This window comes from Ottowia thiooxydans DSM 14619 (genome assembly GCF_000422885.1).
Classification (GTDB): domain Bacteria; phylum Pseudomonadota; class Gammaproteobacteria; order Burkholderiales; family Burkholderiaceae_C; genus Ottowia; species Ottowia thiooxydans.
Map to the genome: position 1 here is coordinate 17,005 of NZ_AUGX01000046.1, position 18,796 is coordinate 35,800.

At 60.5% G+C, this 18,796-nt stretch carries 18 protein-coding genes; 10 read left to right on the forward strand and 8 right to left on the reverse strand.

Annotated elements, in window-relative coordinates; all coding sequences use genetic code 11:
* Window positions 1-14: 14 nt before the first annotated feature.
* The 7 genes from G518_RS0123375 to G518_RS0123405 form a co-directional block, all read right to left on the reverse strand.
* Window positions 15-482 carry a CreA family protein gene (locus G518_RS0123375; protein WP_028604597.1) on the reverse strand — a complete coding sequence of 156 codons (468 nt, stop codon included), beginning with the start codon at window positions 480-482 and terminating at the stop codon, window positions 15-17.
* A gap of 116 nt (window positions 483-598) precedes the next feature.
* Entirely contained in the window at window positions 599-958 is a 360-nt protein-coding gene (locus G518_RS0123380; RefSeq protein ID WP_028604598.1) for a YbaN family protein, read from the reverse strand.
* 224 nt (window positions 959-1,182) lie between these two features.
* Window positions 1,183-1,788 carry a DUF938 domain-containing protein gene (locus tag G518_RS0123385; RefSeq protein ID WP_028604599.1) on the reverse strand — a complete coding sequence of 202 codons (606 nt, stop codon included), beginning with the start codon at window positions 1,786-1,788 and terminating at the stop codon, window positions 1,183-1,185.
* A gap of 437 nt (window positions 1,789-2,225) precedes the next feature.
* Window positions 2,226-2,954: a carboxymuconolactone decarboxylase family protein gene (locus G518_RS0123390; protein ID WP_028604600.1), complete on the reverse strand. Its 729-nt coding sequence runs from the start codon at window positions 2,952-2,954 to the stop codon at window positions 2,226-2,228.
* Between the two features lie 3 nt (window positions 2,955-2,957).
* Complete coding sequence (locus G518_RS36565) at window positions 2,958-3,728, reverse strand: N-acyl homoserine lactonase family protein (RefSeq protein ID WP_051237321.1); 771 nt, start codon at window positions 3,726-3,728, stop codon at window positions 2,958-2,960.
* The gene (locus G518_RS36570; protein WP_051237322.1) at window positions 3,725-4,114 is read right to left on the reverse strand and encodes a 5-carboxymethyl-2-hydroxymuconate Delta-isomerase; all 390 of its coding nucleotides are present in this window, start codon (window positions 4,112-4,114) and stop codon (window positions 3,725-3,727) included. The genes G518_RS36565 and G518_RS36570 overlap by 4 nt, the downstream gene beginning before the upstream one ends.
* A gap of 3 nt (window positions 4,115-4,117) precedes the next feature.
* The gene (locus tag G518_RS0123405) at window positions 4,118-5,146 is read right to left on the reverse strand and encodes a Bug family tripartite tricarboxylate transporter substrate binding protein (protein ID WP_084652177.1); all 1,029 of its coding nucleotides are present in this window, start codon (window positions 5,144-5,146) and stop codon (window positions 4,118-4,120) included.
* Between the two features lie 98 nt (window positions 5,147-5,244).
* Here G518_RS0123405 and G518_RS0123410 point away from each other — a divergent pair, with 98 nt between their 5' ends.
* A complete protein-coding gene (locus G518_RS0123410) occupies window positions 5,245-6,147 on the forward strand; it encodes a LysR family transcriptional regulator (protein ID WP_036595801.1) in 903 nt (300 codons plus the stop codon).
* 124 nt (window positions 6,148-6,271) lie between these two features.
* Complete coding sequence (locus G518_RS0123415) at window positions 6,272-7,762, forward strand: AMP nucleosidase (RefSeq protein WP_028604603.1); 1,491 nt, start codon at window positions 6,272-6,274, stop codon at window positions 7,760-7,762.
* 963 nt (window positions 7,763-8,725) lie between these two features.
* Here G518_RS0123415 and G518_RS0123425 read toward each other — a convergent pair.
* The gene (locus G518_RS0123425) at window positions 8,726-9,646 is read right to left on the reverse strand and encodes a LysR family transcriptional regulator (protein ID WP_028604604.1); all 921 of its coding nucleotides are present in this window, start codon (window positions 9,644-9,646) and stop codon (window positions 8,726-8,728) included.
* 119 nt (window positions 9,647-9,765) lie between these two features.
* Between G518_RS0123425 and G518_RS0123430 the strand changes: the two genes are divergently transcribed.
* From G518_RS0123430 to G518_RS0123465, 8 genes are all read left to right on the forward strand, one after another.
* On the forward strand, window positions 9,766-10,629 hold the full coding sequence (locus G518_RS0123430; protein ID WP_028604605.1) for a VOC family protein: 864 nt from the start codon (window positions 9,766-9,768) through the stop codon (window positions 10,627-10,629).
* Window positions 10,629-11,330 carry a class II aldolase/adducin family protein gene (locus G518_RS0123435; protein WP_028604606.1) on the forward strand — a complete coding sequence of 234 codons (702 nt, stop codon included), beginning with the start codon at window positions 10,629-10,631 and terminating at the stop codon, window positions 11,328-11,330. The genes G518_RS0123430 and G518_RS0123435 overlap by 1 nt, the downstream gene beginning before the upstream one ends.
* A 41-nt stretch (window positions 11,331-11,371) precedes the next feature.
* On the forward strand, window positions 11,372-12,355 hold the full coding sequence (locus tag G518_RS0123440) for a Bug family tripartite tricarboxylate transporter substrate binding protein (protein WP_028604607.1): 984 nt from the start codon (window positions 11,372-11,374) through the stop codon (window positions 12,353-12,355).
* A gap of 6 nt (window positions 12,356-12,361) precedes the next feature.
* A complete protein-coding gene (locus G518_RS0123445; protein ID WP_245598097.1) occupies window positions 12,362-13,138 on the forward strand; it encodes an SDR family NAD(P)-dependent oxidoreductase in 777 nt (258 codons plus the stop codon).
* A 486-nt stretch (window positions 13,139-13,624) separates the two neighbouring features.
* Window positions 13,625-15,079 (forward strand): efflux transporter outer membrane subunit, encoded by a 1,455-nt coding sequence (locus G518_RS0123450; RefSeq protein ID WP_036595803.1) that lies wholly within the window; start codon window positions 13,625-13,627, stop codon window positions 15,077-15,079.
* Window positions 15,080-15,085: 6 nt separating this feature from the next.
* The gene (locus tag G518_RS0123455; RefSeq protein WP_028604610.1) at window positions 15,086-16,411 is read left to right on the forward strand and encodes an efflux RND transporter periplasmic adaptor subunit; all 1,326 of its coding nucleotides are present in this window, start codon (window positions 15,086-15,088) and stop codon (window positions 16,409-16,411) included.
* A 114-nt stretch (window positions 16,412-16,525) separates the two neighbouring features.
* Window positions 16,526-17,272, forward strand: coding sequence for an ABC transporter ATP-binding protein (locus tag G518_RS36575; protein ID WP_036595805.1), 747 nt, complete (start codon window positions 16,526-16,528; stop codon window positions 17,270-17,272).
* Window positions 17,272-18,480, forward strand: a complete 1,209-nt coding sequence (locus tag G518_RS0123465) for an ABC transporter permease (RefSeq protein ID WP_028604611.1) — start codon at window positions 17,272-17,274, stop codon at window positions 18,478-18,480. The genes G518_RS36575 and G518_RS0123465 overlap by 1 nt, the downstream gene beginning before the upstream one ends.
* The last annotated feature ends 316 nt before the right edge of the window (window positions 18,481-18,796 follow it).

Genomic DNA, 18,796 nt, shown 5'->3' on the forward strand with positions numbered 1-18,796 from the left:
CTGCCCTCAAACCTCTACCTGAGGGGAATCGCCGTGGCTGAGTCCACGGCGACCACCGCCACCGAATTCTGTGGTGAACCTTCCACCACCCGGTCGGAGTAAGTCAGGTAGACCAGCGAGTGCCGTTTGACATCGACCATGCGCACAATGCGCAGCCGCTTGAAAATGAGGCTGGTGCGCTCGCTGAAAATTTCTTCCTGCGGCTTGATGGGCTTGCTGATGGTGATGGGCCCTACCTGCCGGCACGCGATGGATGCTTCGGATTTGTCCTCCGCCAATCCGAAAGCCCCTTTCACACCGCCTGTCTTGGCACGCGAGATGTAGCACGTCACGCCTTTCACCCCAGGGTCATCGTAGGCATCCACTACGATCTTGTGATCAGGCCCAATGAATTTGAACACCGTATCCACTGAACCTATTTCCTCCGCATGAGCGGATGCCAGGGCGAACAGTGAGAAACAGGTAAGAATAAAACGGCGCATGGCGGTCTTTCTGAGGCTTGCTACGAGAAGCAGTCTGGGAGAGTAGAAATCTACACGCTTTGAACGTGAGCGGGCGGAATGAGGGAAATCCTCGGCAAAGTGCGTTCGGCTTTCCACTACTCCTCGGGGCGCAGCCAAAGCCAAATGGCGACGCTTGCCATCACCAACGGTGTGCCTATGCGCAGCCACAGCGGAACTGCGGAAAGAAACTGCATGCCCACCGCGCTGCAGGCCATCATGGAGGTACTGAGCCATTTGGCCCGGCGCGACACAGCGCCGTTTTCTCGCCAGCGCTGAATCGGTGGACCAAATTTTTCATGATCCAGCAGCCAGCGCTCAAAGGCTGGCCAGCCTTTGCCAGCCGCCCAGGCCGCCACCAGCAAAAAAGGCACTGTGGGCATGACAGGAAGCACCGCACCCACAATGGCCAGACCGGTCGCCACGATGGCCACGGCACGCCACAGCAGCATGCTCATGCGCATTCTCGCGACGACGGTTTTTTCCTCGGGTATTGGGCGCTCTAGCCGCTTCATATAACTACCACTCATGTTCATTCTGGCGTGACGATGTCAGCCAGACAGAATTATCAGTCGATACCGGCAACCCGACCTGCCGAGGGAATTCGGCATCGTGAATTTCTGATAACTGGAGGCATCCGACGCCAGCGCAAGGGCACCACCTCCAAGAACGTGTTTACGATCTAAGCCCGCTCCCACACGAGCAGCAGGTTGTGGGCAGGCATAGCGTGCCGGGCAGCCAGCTGCAAACCGGCCACTGCGGCCACACGCTCCACATCTGCAAGTTGCCGAATTCCCCAGGCAGGGTTGCGTGCCCGCAGGCTCTCATCAAACGCCAGATTGCCAGCGGAGGTGAGCACATCGGACTCCAGATACGGCCCGTATGTGACCAATACCCCACCGGTTGCCAAGCAGCGTGCGCTGCCTGCCATCAGTGCAGCACAGGTGGGCCAGGGTGAGATGTGCAGCATGTTGGCACAGTACACCAGGTCAAATGTGAATTCGTCGGGTAGCCACTGCGCAGCCATTACGTCCAGCAGCACAGGTGGGTGCACATTGGCCAGACCCTCGTGCGCAGTGTGGGCCGCAATACCAGGCAGCGCGCCGGGTTCAGCGTCGCTGGGCTGCCAACCCCACTGCGGCAGATGGGTCGCAAACCAGGCCACATGTTGACCTGTGCCCGAGGCAATTTCCAGCGCCGTGCCGCTCTCGGGAAGGGTCTGGCGCAACACGTCAAGGATGGGTTGTTTGTTGCGATCGGCGGCGGGACTGAAAGAAAAATGTGACATGAGCTGCAAGTGTTATTGGTGGTTCCAGTGTGCGCTCTTACTCAGGCCGTGTCATACGGGCTTATTCCTGTTCATCCTGGGGTAAGGGTGCCAGCCCAGCGCATCGGCGCACTGCCAATGGCTTAGAAGGTATGACCGGATTCAATCACGCCGTCTCACTTCGAAACATCCTGATGGCGCGCCGTTGGCCAAGGCCAACGCATGGGATGGCATGTGGAGAGCGCCCAGGCTGTATTTTGCCGGACGGGCGGGGCCGAAGGGGCGACTTGCCTGGCTCGGTGACCCTATGGTCGCATTAATCTGTGGCGCTGCACCACCGCACCAGAGCTTTTTTACGAGGGGGAGGTGGCGTGAAAATGCAGCGCGCCGCGGCCGCAGACCGCCACGCGACGGCTCGTACCCTGGGGCGTTACAGCCAGGGCGCCTTGTGTTGCAAACTAACTATTGGCTGTTACGTCGAGAAAGGCACCAGAGGCCTCTATCCATCCGGGTATGCCCCCCGCCAGAATGGCCGTGGTCATACCATCCAGTAGCTCTTCCTTAGAGGCGCCACATTGGAGAGCGGCTCGGGCGTGAATTTCAGCGCCTCGTTGATAGCGTTCCGCCGTGTTCAATGCCACGAGCATCAACTCCTTGTATTTTTGCGGCAGCACGCCATCCTTGAGATTCTCACTGCGAAGCTTGAAGTACCCCTCGAACAGAGTTGGCTTGTGTTCAGCCAACAAGGACACAAACGAAGGCACTTGCCCCATCGCAGACTGGAAATACTGAAGCATTTCAGGGCCGGTGGGCAATTCATGGTCAGCAGCGTCTGCGGGCGCGACGACCTGTTCAAGCCCTACGATCGCTGCACCATCGATGTACATGGCCGTACCACGCGAGGGCACAAACACCATCAAGACTTCATGCCATTCCTCGGCAGTGGCTCCAAGGCGCTGCGCGGCGGCATAGTGCAAACGGGCCATCTCTGTTTTAGCCTGTGACACATAGATCACGAACAACATGAAATGCTTGATCTTCTCCGGTAGAGGTCCCTCTTCGAGAATACCCTTGGCCAAGCGCGCCAACCCCACCGTTTGCGCCGGTCCCCGGCTAGCCATTGTGGCTAACCAGTCCGGCTTACCGTAGTGGGTGGCAATGCTTTCTACAGCCTGATCAACGTACATATCTTATTTCTCCACACTGGATACTGACAAAGGGGGAACAGGCGCGCCATCGAGATAAGCTGCATCGTGGTTCGCCACGATGATGTCTGCTTCAGTCTTTACCCGAATCATGCTGTCGTAGGCCTTCACCACGTCCTGGTGGATGCCGGGTATGACGACAGGCATGATCTTGCTGATCTTGTCGCCGGGCGTAAAGTTTTCGTGAATGCAGCAAAACCCGGTCACGATGGCCAGCCCGCCAGGGGTATTCACCGCCACGGACTGCCCACCAGCGGTATGACCAGGCGTAAAAAGAACTCGCACGTTAGGCGTGATGTGCTGATCACCTTCGATCAACTCAAGTTCAAGCCCTTCAGTGATAGAGGACTGGTAGAAGCGGTCCGTCGGATGCGGGTTCTGAGAGAACTCGTACTCCTTCTTTTGCACAATGAAGCGCGCGCCTTTGAGTTGGTGCACATACGCCATGTGATCCAGATGAAGATGGGTGAGAATCACGATATCGATCTCCTCACATGAGGTGCCGTGCCGCGCCAAGCCTTCTTGCAGGGTTTGGACATGCGTCACCGTCTCCGGTGGTCGGCCCCAGTTCTCAACTGCTTGCTCAGCCGTCCCTCCGGCATCTACAAGAATTTTCTTGCCGTCGTCTTCGATGTACCAGCAGTAGTACCCAAAGCGCACGTCCTGTCCGTGGTTGAACAAATGAGTGAATTTGGATTTCTCCGCACGTCCGACCAGGCCGACCAACGGGATGGGATGAATACGAGGCAAGCTCATTTGATGAGTTCCGGTGAGGTGGGTAGGGAGCTGCGCAAACGGCGGAATGCGATATCTATTTCCTGCAGCTCGATGGTCAGGCCTAGCGCCATGGTCTCGAACTGCGGCTGCAGCCAATTGCAGGCGGCTTCATGGAGAGTCTCGAGAACGTCCGTCTTCACCGCTTCTGAGCGTCCGGGCCGGATGCGCACGGTGATGTGCATGAAGGCATTGGTCGGACTGCCGTCGCCCACCAGCCAGTGCGGAGATGCAAGTGAGCGAATTCGCAAGCCCTCCTCCTGCATCTGCCTCGTCTCCAGCGCAGCTTTTTTCAGGCATTGAAGCAATCCGGCCACATCCACTGTGTCGGCGAGATTGCCCGAGTGCTCAACAACAATATGTGGCATGAGTCAGTTCAACTCCACACCAACACTTTTCACAACCTTGCGCCACCGCTCTACCTCTGTCTGATAGAAACGGCCCAGCTCTTCCGAGGACGAGCCCACAGGCTCCGCCCCAAGCTTGCGAAGCTTTTCCGCCACCTCCGGAGTGCGTATGGTGGCCACCAGTTCCTGGTTCAGTTTCTTCAACGCGGCGGCAGGTGTGCCAGAAGGGGCGAATATCCCGAACCAGCTCGTGGCGTCGTAACCTGGTACACCAGCCTCTTGGAGCGTAGGGATCTCAGGGCTGATCTTGGAGCGCGCCTTGCTCGACACACCAAGAATTCTCACCTTGCCGGATTCCGCATACGGCAAGGAGGTCATGATGCTGTCAAAGACGATGGGAACATGGCCGGCCACCACATCGGTCATGGCCGGCGCAGCTCCCCTGTAGGGCACATGATCCATGCGCACGCCGGCTGTGCTGAGGAAGAGCTCCATGAAAAGATGCGAGCCTGACCCATTGCCCGCGCTGGCGAATCGCAGCTTGCCAGGAGACTCCTGAGCCACTTTCACCATATCCCGCAGATCGCGAATGGGCGACTGCGCATTGACCATCAACACATAAGGCGAAGTTGAAATCAGCGATACTGGGGCGAGATCTTTCAAGGGATCGAAAGACAGTTTCGGATAGAGGCTAGGATTGATTGCCAGGGCGATACTGCCGAAAAGCAGGGTGTATCCATCCGCAGGCGCCTTGGCCACCCTATCTGTTCCGATATTGCCACCGGCTCCCGAAATGTTGTCAACCACCACAGGTTGTCCAAGCCGTTTGCCAAGCTCTGCACCGACAAGCCGGGCAGCCACATCGACACCACCCCCTGGTGGAAACCCTACGACCAGCCGTACAGGACGGTTAGGAAAATTGTCTGCAACCGCAAGCCCAGGAACTGCAGTCACAGCGAGCCCCAATACGGCCGCCAGAAAGTGATTCAAGAAGCCGCGTCGGCCTTTTGATTTTTCGCAAAAATGGGATGTCAATAGATATGGCTTTAGCATGTATGTCTCCTGTCGTCGTAGCTGCCCTATCGTATGCAGCCACCCGGCCCCTGTGAAATTTGAAGAATCCCTTCTTTTATTTGCTCCACCAATAGATCGTGCGAAGCGCCAACCTGTCGGTCAAGCAACTGCGCGCCTTCATTGCGTTGGCCGAGTTGCGCAACTTCACCAAAGCGGCGGCGGCCTGCCATCTCTCGCAGCCGGCGTTCAGCCTGTTGATACAGGCGGTGGAGCAAGAAGTGGGGGCCAAGCTCTTTGAGCGGGATACCCGCAAAGTCGAGTTGACGGCGGCTGGCGGCCCTCTGCTAGACGCACTGAAGCCGCTGGTTCGCGATTTCGACGAGGCCGTACAGAAAGCACGCCAGGCGGCGGCGGTGCAAGACAACCGGGTCGCCATTGCCGTACTCCCCTCCGTGGCTGCCCGGCTGTTGCCCTTGGTCTTGCCTGAGTTTCAGAAGCTCTATCCGGATGCCAACATCCGGATCCTTGACCTTTCGTCAGACGCCTGCCTTGAGTTGGTTCGCTCCGGAGAAGCCGACATAGGGGTTATTTCCGAGAACCCCCGCGATCCCCAGCTCACCTGCCATACGCTGCTGGAGGAGCCTTATTACATCGTTTGCAGCAAAGATCATCCGCTGGCTGGCAGTGACGCCGTGCGCATGATCGATCTTCTGCCCTATCAATTGATCCACCTGGCTAACAATGCCATCGTGGCGCAACTCCTGAAAAAGCACAGCACCAGCTTACGCCGGCTTAGCACGGTGGAGGTAGAGAGCCTTCACACCGCACGCAGCATGACGGAAGCCGGCTTGGGCTTGACCATTTGCGCTGAAACGGCACTCGGACAAGTCAGCAGCCCTTTGCTGTCGGCTATCCCTTTGAATGAGGCCAGCTTGCTCCGGCATCTGTACCTGATCCACCGGAAGGCGGAGGGGAATGCGATGCGCTCGGCGTTGGTCGAGCTCTCGTTGGAACGCATGCGGACCGCGGCGCCCAGCTGAGCACCTAAGAGCGCCATGAGTTCCGGCAGGCACTGGTGAATGTACAGACCTTGCGAAGCTACGTATGCTGGGGTTTTCATTCACCGCATGACCCTGGTGTCACCGCCCTCGGAGACAATGCCTCATGATCTCTCTTCCTTCATTCGTTCCGCCCGCCCCGTTCACGGATGCTGCGGCCGCTCTAGCGCAGGCTCAGCGCATTTATGACGCGGGCCTTGCACATCTGCGCTCGGCCCTTCAGGCCTACGTATCGCAGGGCGACGGGAACGCGCCAAGCGCCCGCGTACGGGCGTGCTATCCGTTCGTGCGCCTGACCACAGCGCGCAGCCGTCACCCAGACACCGGGCTCTCTTACGGCTTCGTATCGCATGCTGGTCACTATGAGACCACCCTGACGCGGCCAGACCTGTTTGCTCGCTACTACCTGGAGCAATTTCGTCTGCTGCTGGAGAACCACGACGCCACCCTGGAAATAGGCACCAGCAACCAGCCCATCCCCTTGCCCTTCAGCTTCTCTGATGACGAGCATTTTGAAGGCGGCATGAGCGCCCTGCAGCGCCAAGGCCTGGCTGACGTGTTCGACCTGCCCGATCTGGCCGCCATGGATGACGGCATAGCCAACGGCACACACCGCCCAGCGCCTGGTGATCCAGAGCCGCTCTCGCTTTTCACCGCGCCACGTGTGGACTATTCGCTCCATCGGCTGCGCCACTACACCGGAACATCGCCAGAGCATTTCCAGAACTTTGTTCTGTTCACCAATTACCAGTTCTATATCGACGAGTTCATCGCCCTCGGTCAAGCCGAGATGCAGAACCCCGATAGCCCCTATATCGCCTTCGTCCAACCTGGCAACGTCATCACGCGGCGCGCCGGCCTGGAGCCTGTGCCAGGTGATGAAAAAGGCATTGGTCCACCGCGCATGCCACAGATGCCGGCTTATCACCTGCTGCGCGCGGATCGCTCGGGCATCACCTTCGTCAACATTGGCGTAGGGCCCAGCAATGCCAAGACCATCACCGACCACATTGCCGTGCTGCGCCCTCACGCCTGGATCATGCTGGGCCACTGCGCTGGTCTGCGCAACAGCCAGCAATTGGGCGATTACGTACTGGCCCACGGCTACGTGCGGGAAGATCATGTGCTTGACGAAGATCTGCCCTTGTGGATTCCCGTTCCAGCCTTGGCCGAGGTGCAGATCGCCCTGGAAGGCGCCGTGGCTGATGTGACCCAGTTGCAAGGCAGGGAGCTCAAGCGCGTGATGCGCACGGGCACTGTAGCCACTACCGACAACCGCAACTGGGAGCTGCAGGGAAACAACGCGCCGCAGCAACGTTTTTCGCAGTCGCGTGCTGTGGCGCTTGATATGGAAAGTGCCACGATAGCGGCCAATGGTTTCCGCTTCCGTGTGCCCTACGGCACCTTGCTCTGCGTTTCTGACAAACCCTTGCATGGGGAAATCAAGTTGCCCGGCATGGCCAACCATTTCTACCGCGAACGCGTGAACCAGCACTTGAAGATTGGCTTGCGTGCCGTTGAGCGGCTGCGGGAGAACGGTTTGGACAAGCTGCATAGTCGCAAGCTGCGGAGTTTTGCGGAAGTGGCGTTTCAGTGACGCCGAGTCCTGGCGATGTGGGCCTGAAAAAAGGATGGTGGTGCTTGAGACGCTGTGCCCTCACGCCGCAGCGGCCGCCTCGACCGCGGGAAAGACTGATGCAGGCGCGCCTGCAGAACTGAGCCCCAGCCCAAGGCTTTGAGCTGGTTTTGCCCCCTCTCCCGCAGGCGGGAGAGGGTGGGGTGAGGGTCGGCGGCGGTTGATTTAGGCGCTGCGATTGCAAACGGCCTTCTGCTCTTTTCTTGAGGTCGGAGGCCGGGAATTGCGCCCGGCAGCGCACCTACTTGTTCTTTGCTTCGCCAAAGAAAAGTAGGCAAAAGAAAGGCGACCCCAAGTCCGTGTCCCTACGCTGCGCTCCGGGCACCCTCCGGTGCTCGGTCAAGGGGGCCGGCCATCCGGGGCGGTGCGGCAGAACTCTCTTCTTTCGCTTCGCTCACTACGTTCAAACAACTGCCGCAAGCTAGTTCACGAAGCAAGAGCATCTTTCAGTGCTCTTGCCCGCCCCTTGCCCTGCGCTCCTCAGCACGGCCTCAAGGGGTGGGAGCCCTACTCGGGCCATCGCTACGCTCGGCCCTGAAACTCTCAGTCGCAAGCGAATGGTTTTACCCCCTCTCCCGCACGCGGGAGAGGGCGGGGGTGAGGGCCTGCATCTCAATCAACACCATCCGTTGAGGCCTACATCGGCAGGACTATTTCGGACACCATGCGCGTCAAAGGCACTTATTCGCAATAGATGCGCCGCCGCCCCTCACCCCAACCCTCTCCCGCGCGCGGGAGAGGGAGCAAAATCAGAAGGCCGCGGAGCAGGCCATGTGGGTGTAGCCGCGGAGCTGGCTTTGCCAGGCCGCTGGCTGCGTCCCCCTCTGGGGGAAGGCGCGTCAGCGACTCAGGGGGAGCCTATTCCTACAGGCCGCTGGCTGCGTCCCCCTAGGGGGATGGCGCGCAAGCGACTCAGGGGGGAGCTTAGCCACCGAACATCTCAACCATCACCTCCCGTATCCACCGAAGCGCCGGCTCATCCCCCGACCGCCGGTGCCAATACAGCCGAACGTCAAAGAGCGGAAGCTCGATCGGCGGCGGTATCAGACGCAAGTTCAGATGATCAGCAATCAACCCCGCAAGATTGTTTGGCACGGGTGAGACCAGATCCGTTTCTGCCACGATGGGCCCAATGGACAAAAAGCTGCGCACACGCAGCGCGATAGGAGCGCGCACCGCCTGACTCATCAGCACGCGCTCCAACGCCATCAGATGACGCGTGCCGGGATGGCTGGCCAATACATGCGGCGTACGGAGCAACGCACTCGTACTGCGCCCATGTCCCAGCTGCGGGTGGCCCTTGCGGGCTAGGTAAACGAACTGCTCACTGAACAGCGCCTGGTGAAGCACCTGCGCTCCCAGCCCTGGAATAAAGCCTACGGCCAAATCAATCTCCCCGCTGGCAAGGCCCTGCTGCAACTCGGCAAGCCCAGGCGACAGACATTCGCAGCTTACCCCTGGTGCCTCACGCGCTAGCCTGGGCCACAACGTTGGCATGAAAAAGCGTTCACCGATGTCGCTCATGGCAATGCGGAAATGGCGCTGGGCAACGGCCGGATCAAAGCTGGGCTTATCCAGGGTGCCCCGTACCACACGCAGTGCTTCGGCCACAGTGGGCGCTATGGCGCTGGCGAACGGGGTTGGCTCCACGCCGCGTTGCAACCGGACAAACAGAGCATCGCCATACGCGCGCCGAAGCTTGGCCAGCCCATGGCTGACGGCTGGCTGCGAAAGGCCTAGCTGCTCACCCGCCGCAGTGAGGTTGCGGGTGCGCCAGACCACATCGAACAACTCCAATAAATTCAAGTCGAGCTGGCGAGTCAGTGGGCGGGTTCGTGTGATCATCTTTTGTCATTAGTACTGCGAATAACTGCAAGCATATTTTTTCATTTGATTTATCGCAAGGGTTCGCCTAAATTCGCTTGCCATGGGACGCATTGATGTTCCGTGCAGGAGACAAACACTTGATCAATCTCTGGGATATCCGCTATGTGCGCCTGGGCACGCCAGACGTGGAAGCAGCCACGCGCTATGTGTGCGATGTCGTCGGCCTTGAGCTGGCCAGGCGTGAAGGCAAAGCCAACTATTTCCGCTCCGACAATCGCGACCACACACTGGTCTACTTTGAAGGCGATCCGAAGGACCACACAGTAGGGTTTGAGTTGCGCAGCATGGAAGAGCTTCAAGCCGCTGCAAGCGCACTTGACGCCGCAGACATCGCCATTCACGCCGGGACATCCGAAGAATGTGGGCGCCGCGCTGTCGGAGCGTTCATCAATTTTCGTGATCGCAACGGCAGCTCGATTGACCTGGTGGTCAAGCCTCATCACAGCGGCAAGCGGCATTGGCCTTCGCACGACGCCGGCATCACCGGCTTCAGCCACATTGGGCTTTGCAGCGCCGACCCGGCCCGCGACGAAAATTTCTGGACGCAGACACTGGGCGCCAAGGTGAGTGACCGAATCGGCGCAGCGCCCTTGCTGCGCATCGATGAAGTGCATCACAAGGTAGCCCTGTTTCCATCGCAGAGGGTTGGCGTACAGCACATCAACCACCAGGTGGAGTCGATTGACGACATCATGCGGGCTTACTACCGGCTTCAAAAGGCTGGTGTGCGCATCGTTTTCGGACCTGGGCGGCACCCCACATCTGGCGCAATGTTCCTATACTTCGAAGGGCCCGACGGCATGGTCTACGAGTATTCCAGCGGAGTACGCCTGATCACGGCGGAGCAGGAGCCAGGGTATCAGCCGCGGCAGTTCCCCATGGCGGACACCTCATTTTGCATGTGGGGCAGCAAGCCCGACATTCCGGAGTTCAAGGTCTGATGTCAGCTCTCACCCCCGATTCGCTGGAAGCTCTGCAGCGCCAAGTCCGGATGGCGGCACGTGCACTCGGGCGGCATGGTCTGGTACATGCCTACGGCCATTGCAGCACGCGCATAGATGCCGAGCGCTTTCTCGTCTGCGCCTCGCGCCCTATGAGCTTGATCGGCACGGGGGAACCAGGTACGGTGGTCCCTGTGAACGGCCCACTGCCCGAGGGCGTACTGGGCGAAGTGCGGATTCACCAGCAGATCTACCAACGGCGCCCTGAGGTGGGGGCCGTGGTGCGCTCCATGCCTCGCCACATCATGACGCTGGGAACCGCGCGCCGAGTACCCAAGCCTCGCCATGGTTTTGGCAGCTATTTCTCCGCTGGCATCACACTATGGGATGACCCACAACTTCTGCGCGGCGACGAGGCGGCTCACGCCCTGGCCAAACAAATGGGCGAGCGGCATGCGCTGGTCATGCGGGGCAACGGTGCCGTGGTCGCTGCTGAATCACTCATACGGGCGGTGGTGCTCACCTGGTACCTGGAAGACGCCGCACGCCTGGAACTGGAAGTCCTCGCCGCCGGCATCGAACACGAGTCCGTCATTTTGAGCGAGAGCGAATGCAGCCAACGCGCGACCTCTGCCGGCCTGATTTTTGAACGCATGTGGCAATACCTCACTGCAGGAGACCCCGAAGCTGAGACCGACTGACTTTCACCTGATTTCCTAACAACCAAAAAACCGGAGACAACATGACCCTACGCACCCGTACCACCCTCTTCCTGGCCGCCACGGCCTTGCTGGGACTCAGCAGCCTTCAGGCCCAAGCGCAAACCTTCCCGACCAAACCCGTCAAGATCATCACCCCCTCGTCGGCGGGCAGTGGGCCTGACACAGCTCTCAGGGCGCTGGGAGAACAACTGAGCAGGAAATGGGGCCAGCCCGTCATCATCGACAACCGTCCGGGCGGCAATGGCTTCATCGCCACGGGCGCCTTCAAGCAGGCACAGCCTGACGGCCATGAACTGATTGCGCCGGACAGCGCCAACATCACCACACATCCTCATACCTTCAGCAAGCTGCCTTACAACCCGCAGAAGGATTTCGAGCCCATTCGCCCCGTCTTGCTGACCGATTTCTATGTAGTCGTGGCCAAGGACAGCCCTTTCAACAGCCTGGCGGACATCGTCGCTGCGGCCAAAGCCAAACCGGGCCAGCTCACCTATGGTTCCTGGGCTGTGGGCTCTCCAGGGCACCTGGGTGCGCTGCGTCTCGAGTCGCTCACCGGTATCAAGATGACGCACGTCCCCTACAAGGAAATGCCTCAGCTGTTTGCCAACGTGTCCAACAAGGAAGTCGACTGGGCTCTGGGCAGCGCTGCAAGCGCGGGGCCGATGGAAAGAGGGGCGAAAGTTAAATTCATCGGTCTGGGTGCGCCCAAACGCTCAAGCATTTATCCGGACGTGCCCTCCACCGAAGAATCCCCTGTGACCAAGGGCTTTGAGAGCAACGCCTGGGTGGGCCTGTTTGCGCCTCCCGGCACCCCAAAAGCGATCAAGGAAAAGATCAGTGCGGATGTTCGCGAAGCGATGGCCACGGCTGCCATGCAAGAGCGCTACCGCGCTCTGGGCTACGAGATCATGGATCTCGGCCCGGATCAGTTCGCCGAGCGCATTCGCAAAGACACCGCAGTCTGGCAGAAGGTCATTCAGCAATCCGGCCTCAAGCTGGACTGAAAAGGCATGAACACATCTACGGGATCTTCCGCAGGCCACGTGTCTGATCCTCTGCGGATGTTCCGCGTGGACGGCATGGTGGCCGTGATCACCGGCGGCGCGGGCGGCATAGGCCTTGCCAGCGCTCGGCTGCTGGCCGCTGCGGGGGCGAAAATCGTCCTCGCAGACCGTCAGGCACCCACCGCTTCCGGCATCGAGGACTGCACCGCGTGCGCGCTGGATGTCACCGATGCGAACGCGGTCGATGCCACTTTCAAAGATATCGCCCAGCGCTTCGGGCGCATCGACATTCTCCTGAACAATGCCGGTGTTTCAATCCGAAAGTCCAGCATGGAGCTGGAACTTGAGGACTGGAACACCACGATGGCGGTCAACCTGACGGGCGCTTTCCTCTGCGCCCGCGCAGCCGCACGCCACATGCCCGACAGCGGTGGCAACATTGTCAACACGGCCTCCATCATGGGCCTCTCAGGCGGCGGCCTCTACCCTAACCCGGCCTACCACGCCACGAAAGGCGGCCTTGTCAACCTCACGCGTGCGCTGGCGGTGGAATGGGCCTCCCGCAACATCCGCGTGAATGCCGTGGCTCCCACCTGGACGCGCACCAGCTTCATTGGCGAGTTGAGCGAGGCCACGCGCGAACGCATCAACGCCGTGACACCACTGGGGCGTCTCGCGGAACCCGAAGACGTCGCCAATGCCGTGCTGTACCTGGCAAGCCCGGCAGCCGGCATGGTCACGGGGCATGTGTTGGCAGTCGATGGCGGGTTCCTGGCGCAATGACCTTTTGGGAAGCCAAGGCCACTTTCCCATAGCCCTTGCCGCTGCAAGGGACTGCGCAAACACCGGCAAGGTGCTTTCAACGTACGTCTAGATCTGCTCCAGGCCAGGGAGTGTTCACGCTAAATTCACCCCCGCGTGCATTTAGTGTGAACACGCCCTACCTCGGGACGTTCCGTCCGCCCCGGGTGGCCGCCCCGGATGAATGCGCGTCTCTAGAGACGCGGTGGTAGCGCCCCTGACCTCTGAATTCCAGTCAGGATAGGGACAAAGCCATCAGTAGGCCTCACCCACCTCCCGCCCCGAATCATTCGAGACCTGGGAGAAACAAACAGGGAGCGGGGGGCTACGCGGAAGTACCGCGAGAGCTAGAACAATCTCTGGTGATGGAAGCTCAGATGCTCCAAGGCAATACCGTTCCGCTATAAGCCATATACATTCCGTTCACATTGGTCGTTTACTCTTGCCTGACCAAACTGCAAAACCCGAGTGACCGATTTTTCGAATTCCCATCTCCGCCCTGCCGCTACCCGCCGTACTGCGCTCCTGCTCGCTGCGGTTGTCCTGGCGGGCTGCGCCCACCAAGCCCCCACCTCTGACCCCATCGCGGGCACCTTCTCCGTCCCTGCGGTCTGGAGTGAGGGCGATCCTTCCCAATTCACGCCCGCCACTTCCCTCGCCACCTGGTGGCAGCGTTTCGGAGACGCTCAACTCAGCACCCTGATCGACGATGCGCTGCGGAACAGCCCCACGGTGCAGTCGGCCATTGCCGCATTGCGCCAATCTCGCGCCTTGGTCGACGTCGCTGCCGCCGGGCTCTCACCGACGGTGAAAGGCTCAAGCTCGGCGCAACGCACCCGCACCTACTCGCAGGGCGGCTCCAGCAGTTTTGGCCTGGGCGTGGATGCCAGTTGGGAGCCCGATCTTTTCGGTGGACTAAAGGCCGGCGTAGACGCCGCCAAGGCAGACGCCCGGGCCTCAGAGATGTCTCTCGCCAACGTGCAGGTGTCGCTGGCTGCCGAAGTGGCCCTGGCGTACATCGATCTGCGCAATCAGCAGGCCCGCGTGAGCATCGCGCAGAACAACCTGATGTCGCAGGACGACACCTTGCAGATTGCTCGCTGGCGCAATCAAGCTGGCCTGGTCTCTTCGCTCGATGTGGAACAGGCCTCCGCTACCGCCGAGCAGACTCGTGCGCAGGTGCCGCTTCTACGTGCCGCACAACAGCAGACCCAGCATCGCCTGGCTGTGCTGACGGGCCGCGCGCCCGGCGATTTGGCTGACCTAGGTGTGGCACCGGTGCCGCTGCCTCCGGACGATCTCATCATGGCCTTCCCTGCGGACACGCTCAGGCAGCGCCCCGACGTGCGACAGGCAGAAGCCCAGGTGCGAGCCGCCTTGGCACGCGTGGCCGTAGCCGATGCAGCACGTTACCCATCCCTCACACTCAGCGGCTCTCTTGGCCTGCAAGCACTCACACTGGGTTCGCTGCTCAGAAGCTCCAGCGCGCTAGGCTCCCTGATGGCGGGACTGACGCTGCCTATCTTTGATGGTGGAGCCATCGCCGGCCGCTTGGAATCTCAGCAAGCAGCGTTCGAGCAGACACGCGCCGCCTACGTCTCCAGTGTGCTGACGGCGTTGCAAGACGTTGAAGACGCCCTCTCCGCTCTCAAGGGCGACCGTGAACGTGCAGTCAGCCTGAACGCCGCAGCCATTGCGGCACGCAATGCCAATCTGCTCGCAACCCAGCAATACCAGGCCGGCCTGATCGACTTCAACACCGCCTTGCAATCGCAGCGCACACTGCTGTCGGCACAAGACGCACAGGCGTCAGTCATCGCCAGTCTGGCAGCTGATCACGTACAGCTTTACAAGGCGCTCGGCGGGGGATGGTCCCCAGATGCCGCAGCCCCTTCTTCTTCGCAGCCCACTGCCGCGCGCTAACCCCACATGACCGATCCCTCTTCCCCCTCCGGCACCCCCGCCCCAGCACCCACCAGCGTGAACGAACTCCTTGGCGATGATCGCCCCACCGCATGGTGGCGGCGTCCCCTCACATGGATCAGCTTATCCCTGTTGCTGGCACTGGGCGCGGGCCTATGGTGGTGGAATGGCCAGCAGGCCGCGCGCGCTGCGCCGGTGTACGTAACGGCACCGCTGGAGCGTGGTGACATCACCCTCACCGTCACCGCCAACGGCACCCTCAAGCCTACGCGCTCGGTCGCCATTGGCAGTGAACTCTCAGGCACCGTCAGCCGCGTGCTGGTAGATGTGAATGACAAGGTCAAGAGAGGCCAGGTGTTGCTGGAGCTCGATCGGTCCAAGTTCCAGGATACGGTCGATCGCTCTCGTGCTGCGCTCAATGCGGCGCAGGCCACGTTGTCCTTGAACGACGCCACAGTTCGGGAAACACGCGCCACGCTCAATCGTTTTGAAGAGGTGGCTCGCCTGTCAGGTGGTCGCGTACCTTCTGCGAGCGAGCTGGACACCGCTCGCGCCACGCTGGCCCGCGCCATTGCCAGTACCGAAAGTGCACGCGCGCAAGTCACGCAAGCGCGCGCCTCGCTCTCCACCGAAGAAACCAACCTTTCCAAGTCCTCTATCCGCTCCCCTGTGGATGGCGTCGTGTTAGCGCGCTCAGTAGACCCGGGCAACGCCGTGGCAGCCTCGCTGCAGGCGGTGACCTTGTTCACCTTGGGTGAAGATCTGAGCCGCCTGATCCTGGAAGCCAGTGTGGATGAAGCGGACGTCGGTTCAGTGCTGAAGGATCAACTCGCCAGCTTCACCGTGAGCGCCTATCCGTCGCGCCACTACCCAGCGCAGGTTGCACGCGTGGCCTATGGCTCGACCACCACCAACAATGTGGTCACCTACACCACGACCTTGAGCGTAGACAACGCAGACCTCAGCCTTCGCCCGGGCATGACGGCCACAGCCACCATCATCGCCACGGAGCGCAAGGGTGTGCTGGTCGTGCCCAATACGGCCTTGCGCTTCACGCCTGCCAGCACCGAAGGTGCCGCTGCTCCGGCGAGAAGTGGCGGCGGCATCATGTCGAGCATGATGCCGCGTCCCCCCGGAGGCGGCGCACGGCGCCCGAGCGCCGCCAGCGCACCGGCGGCAGGGCAGGCACGTCAGATCTGGATCTTGCGCGAACAAAAGCCTGTTTCTGTGACGGTACAAACCGGCATTTCGGATGGCCGCCGCACAGAGATCAACCACGCCGAGCTCAAAGAGGGCGACCTGGTCATTACGGATCAATTGGCCAAGCCATGACCTTCCTGAACACTGCAATAAGTTCTCGTCATCGCCTGACCGCCACACCCGCCTTCGGGCGATCCTGGCGTGAAGCCAGCAGGTGGACGACCCAGCCGGAACTCGCTCTTGAACATGTCTGACCTCCCCCTTATCAGCCTGCGTGGCGTCACCAAGCGCTATGGGGAGGGCGCGACTTCCTTCCTAGCTCTCAAGGGTGTTGACCTGGACATCCAGCGCGGCGAGTTCGTGGCCATCATGGGCCCCAGTGGTTCAGGCAAATCCACCGCCATGAATACGCTGGGTTGCCTGGACCGCCCCACAGGAGGGCAGTATTTGTTCAAGGGCGCACACGTTGAATCGCTCACACGCGACGAGCGAGCGCGTCTGCGCCGCCGTTTCTTCGGCTTTGTGTTCCAGGGTTTCAACCTCCTGGCGCGTACCAGCGCACAGGAAAACGTCGAACTGCCGCTGCTCTACAGAGGTGAATCCGCTTCGGCTCGCCGCGCCGCCGCAGCCAAGGCACTGGAGGCGGTGGGTTTGAAAGGCTGGGAACACCACACGCCGGCCGAGCTCTCTGGTGGCCAACAGCAGCGCGTAGCCATCGCGCGTGCCATCGTCACCGAGCCTGCCGTATTGCTGGCCGATGAACCTACCGGTAACCTCGACACACAGCGTAGCCACGAGATCATGGACCTGATCTCGCGACTGAACAGTGAGCAAGGAATCACCGTGTTGATGGTGACGCATGAACCTGACATGGCCGCCTATGCGCAACGCATGGTGCGTTTTGTCGATGGGCTGGTTTCCACAGACAAGCGCAACCAACAACGCGCTCTGCCAGGCAGCTACAAGCCGGCGGCAGCTCTGGAGACACGCTGATGCTTTGGAACACACTGCTGCTGGCACTGCGCTCCATCCGCCGCAATGTGCTGCGCTCATTTCTCACCGTGCTGGGCATTGTGATTGGCGTCTCTGCCGTCATCACCATGGTCACGCTAGGCAGCGGCGCTACGCAAGCGGTGCAAAACCAGATTTCCAGCCTGGGCACCAACCTGCTCATGATCCGCCCAGGCCAACGCATGGGGCCAGGCAGTGGCGGCGCTACGGCGCCCTCATTCAAGGAAACCGATGCCGATCTGATCGCTTCGCAAATATCGGGCATTACCACAGTGGCACCGGAAGCGCGCTCTTCCGCCACGCTGGTCGCAGGTGGACAGAACTGGAGCAGCAGCGTCATTGGCTCCAACAACAACTGGCTGCAAGCCAGCAACTGGACCTTGGGCTCTGGCCGCACGTTCACCGAAGCCGAACTGAACGCCGGCGCCGCGGTCTGCATCATTGGCGCCACCATCCAGCGCCAGCTCTATGGCGGAGGAGACCCGCTGGGCCAGCAACTGCGTGTGGGCCAGGTGCCATGTCAAGTGGTGGGCTTGTTCGAAAGCAAGGGCCAGGGCTCTTTCGGCAATGATCAGGATGAAGTGGTCCTGATGCCTCTAAAGACCTTGCAGCGGCGGCTCACCGGCAACACCAATGTCAACACGCTGCTGGTGTCTCTAGACCCAGCGAGCGATACCGAGCGCGTCAAGTCCAGCTTGACCCAGCTGCTGCGCGAACTGCGCAAACTCTCCAGCGGAGATGACGACAACTTCAACGTACTGGATACCAAGCAGCTAGCCGACACTTTGTCCGGCACCACCAAGGTGATGACTACGCTCCTGGGAGCCGTGGCCGCGGTCAGTCTGCTGGTGGGCGGCATCGGTGTGATGAACATCATGCTGGTCAGCGTGACGGAGCGTACGCGCGAGATAGGGCTGAGACTGGCCATTGGCGCGTTGGAGCGAGAGGTGTTGCTGCAGTTCTTGATTGAGGCGGTGGTGCTTGCCAGCCTGGGCGGTTTGATTGGCGTGCTGTTGGCCACCGGCGCGTCTATCTTGTTAGCGCAGTTGATGCAGGTGCCTTATGTGTTTCAGACGGGGATCAATTTGCTCTCGTTTGTTTTCTCTGCTGGCATTGGCGTGCTGTTTGGGTATTTTCCTGCGCGGAGGGCGGCGCAGATGGATCCTATTGAGGCGTTGCGGCACGAATGAATTCGTTGCGGGGCTTCCAGAACTGCTCGCGATCTAAGAACCGGTCCCTTTCTACGTCGCCCACGTGGGTGTTTTAACTCCGTCTCGCACTTGAAAGGCGGGAGCGTTTTAACTCCCTCTCCCTCTGGGAGAGGGAGGGGGCGGCCGGCTGCGGCGTGAGGGCAAGCGGCGGTTGATTGGGCGCTTCGGGTGCAAATTACCTTCTGCTCATCTCTCGAGGGCGGAGGCCGGGAATTGCGCCCGGCGGCGCACCTACTTGTTCTTTGCTTCGCCAAAGAAAAGTAGGCAAAAGAAAGGCGACCCCAAGTCCGTGTCC

Coding starts and splice junctions, on each gene's coding strand:
- G518_RS36575 (WP_036595805.1), top strand. CDS start 16,526: ATGTCTGACCTCCCCCTTATCAGCCTGCGTGGCGTCACCAAGCGCTAT.
- G518_RS0123435 (WP_028604606.1), top strand. CDS start 10,629: ATGTCAGCTCTCACCCCCGATTCGCTGGAAGCTCTGCAGCGCCAAGTC.
- G518_RS0123375 (WP_028604597.1), bottom strand. CDS start 482: ATGCGCCGTTTTATTCTTACCTGTTTCTCACTGTTCGCCCTGGCATCC.
- G518_RS0123390 (WP_028604600.1), bottom strand. CDS start 2,954: ATGTACGTTGATCAGGCTGTAGAAAGCATTGCCACCCACTACGGTAAG.
- G518_RS0123415 (WP_028604603.1), top strand. CDS start 6,272: ATGATCTCTCTTCCTTCATTCGTTCCGCCCGCCCCGTTCACGGATGCT.
- G518_RS0123465 (WP_028604611.1), top strand. CDS start 17,272: ATGCTTTGGAACACACTGCTGCTGGCACTGCGCTCCATCCGCCGCAAT.
- G518_RS0123455 (WP_028604610.1), top strand. CDS start 15,086: ATGACCGATCCCTCTTCCCCCTCCGGCACCCCCGCCCCAGCACCCACC.
- G518_RS0123445 (WP_245598097.1), top strand. CDS start 12,362: ATGAACACATCTACGGGATCTTCCGCAGGCCACGTGTCTGATCCTCTG.
- G518_RS36570 (WP_051237322.1), bottom strand. CDS start 4,114: ATGCCACATATTGTTGTTGAGCACTCGGGCAATCTCGCCGACACAGTG.
- G518_RS0123425 (WP_028604604.1), bottom strand. CDS start 9,646: ATGATCACACGAACCCGCCCACTGACTCGCCAGCTCGACTTGAATTTA.
- G518_RS0123405 (WP_084652177.1), bottom strand. CDS start 5,146: ATGCTAAAGCCATATCTATTGACATCCCATTTTTGCGAAAAATCAAAA.
- G518_RS0123440 (WP_028604607.1), top strand. CDS start 11,372: ATGACCCTACGCACCCGTACCACCCTCTTCCTGGCCGCCACGGCCTTG.
- G518_RS36565 (WP_051237321.1), bottom strand. CDS start 3,728: ATGAGCTTGCCTCGTATTCATCCCATCCCGTTGGTCGGCCTGGTCGGA.
- G518_RS0123385 (WP_028604599.1), bottom strand. CDS start 1,788: ATGTCACATTTTTCTTTCAGTCCCGCCGCCGATCGCAACAAACAACCC.
- G518_RS0123380 (WP_028604598.1), bottom strand. CDS start 958: ATGAGCATGCTGCTGTGGCGTGCCGTGGCCATCGTGGCGACCGGTCTG.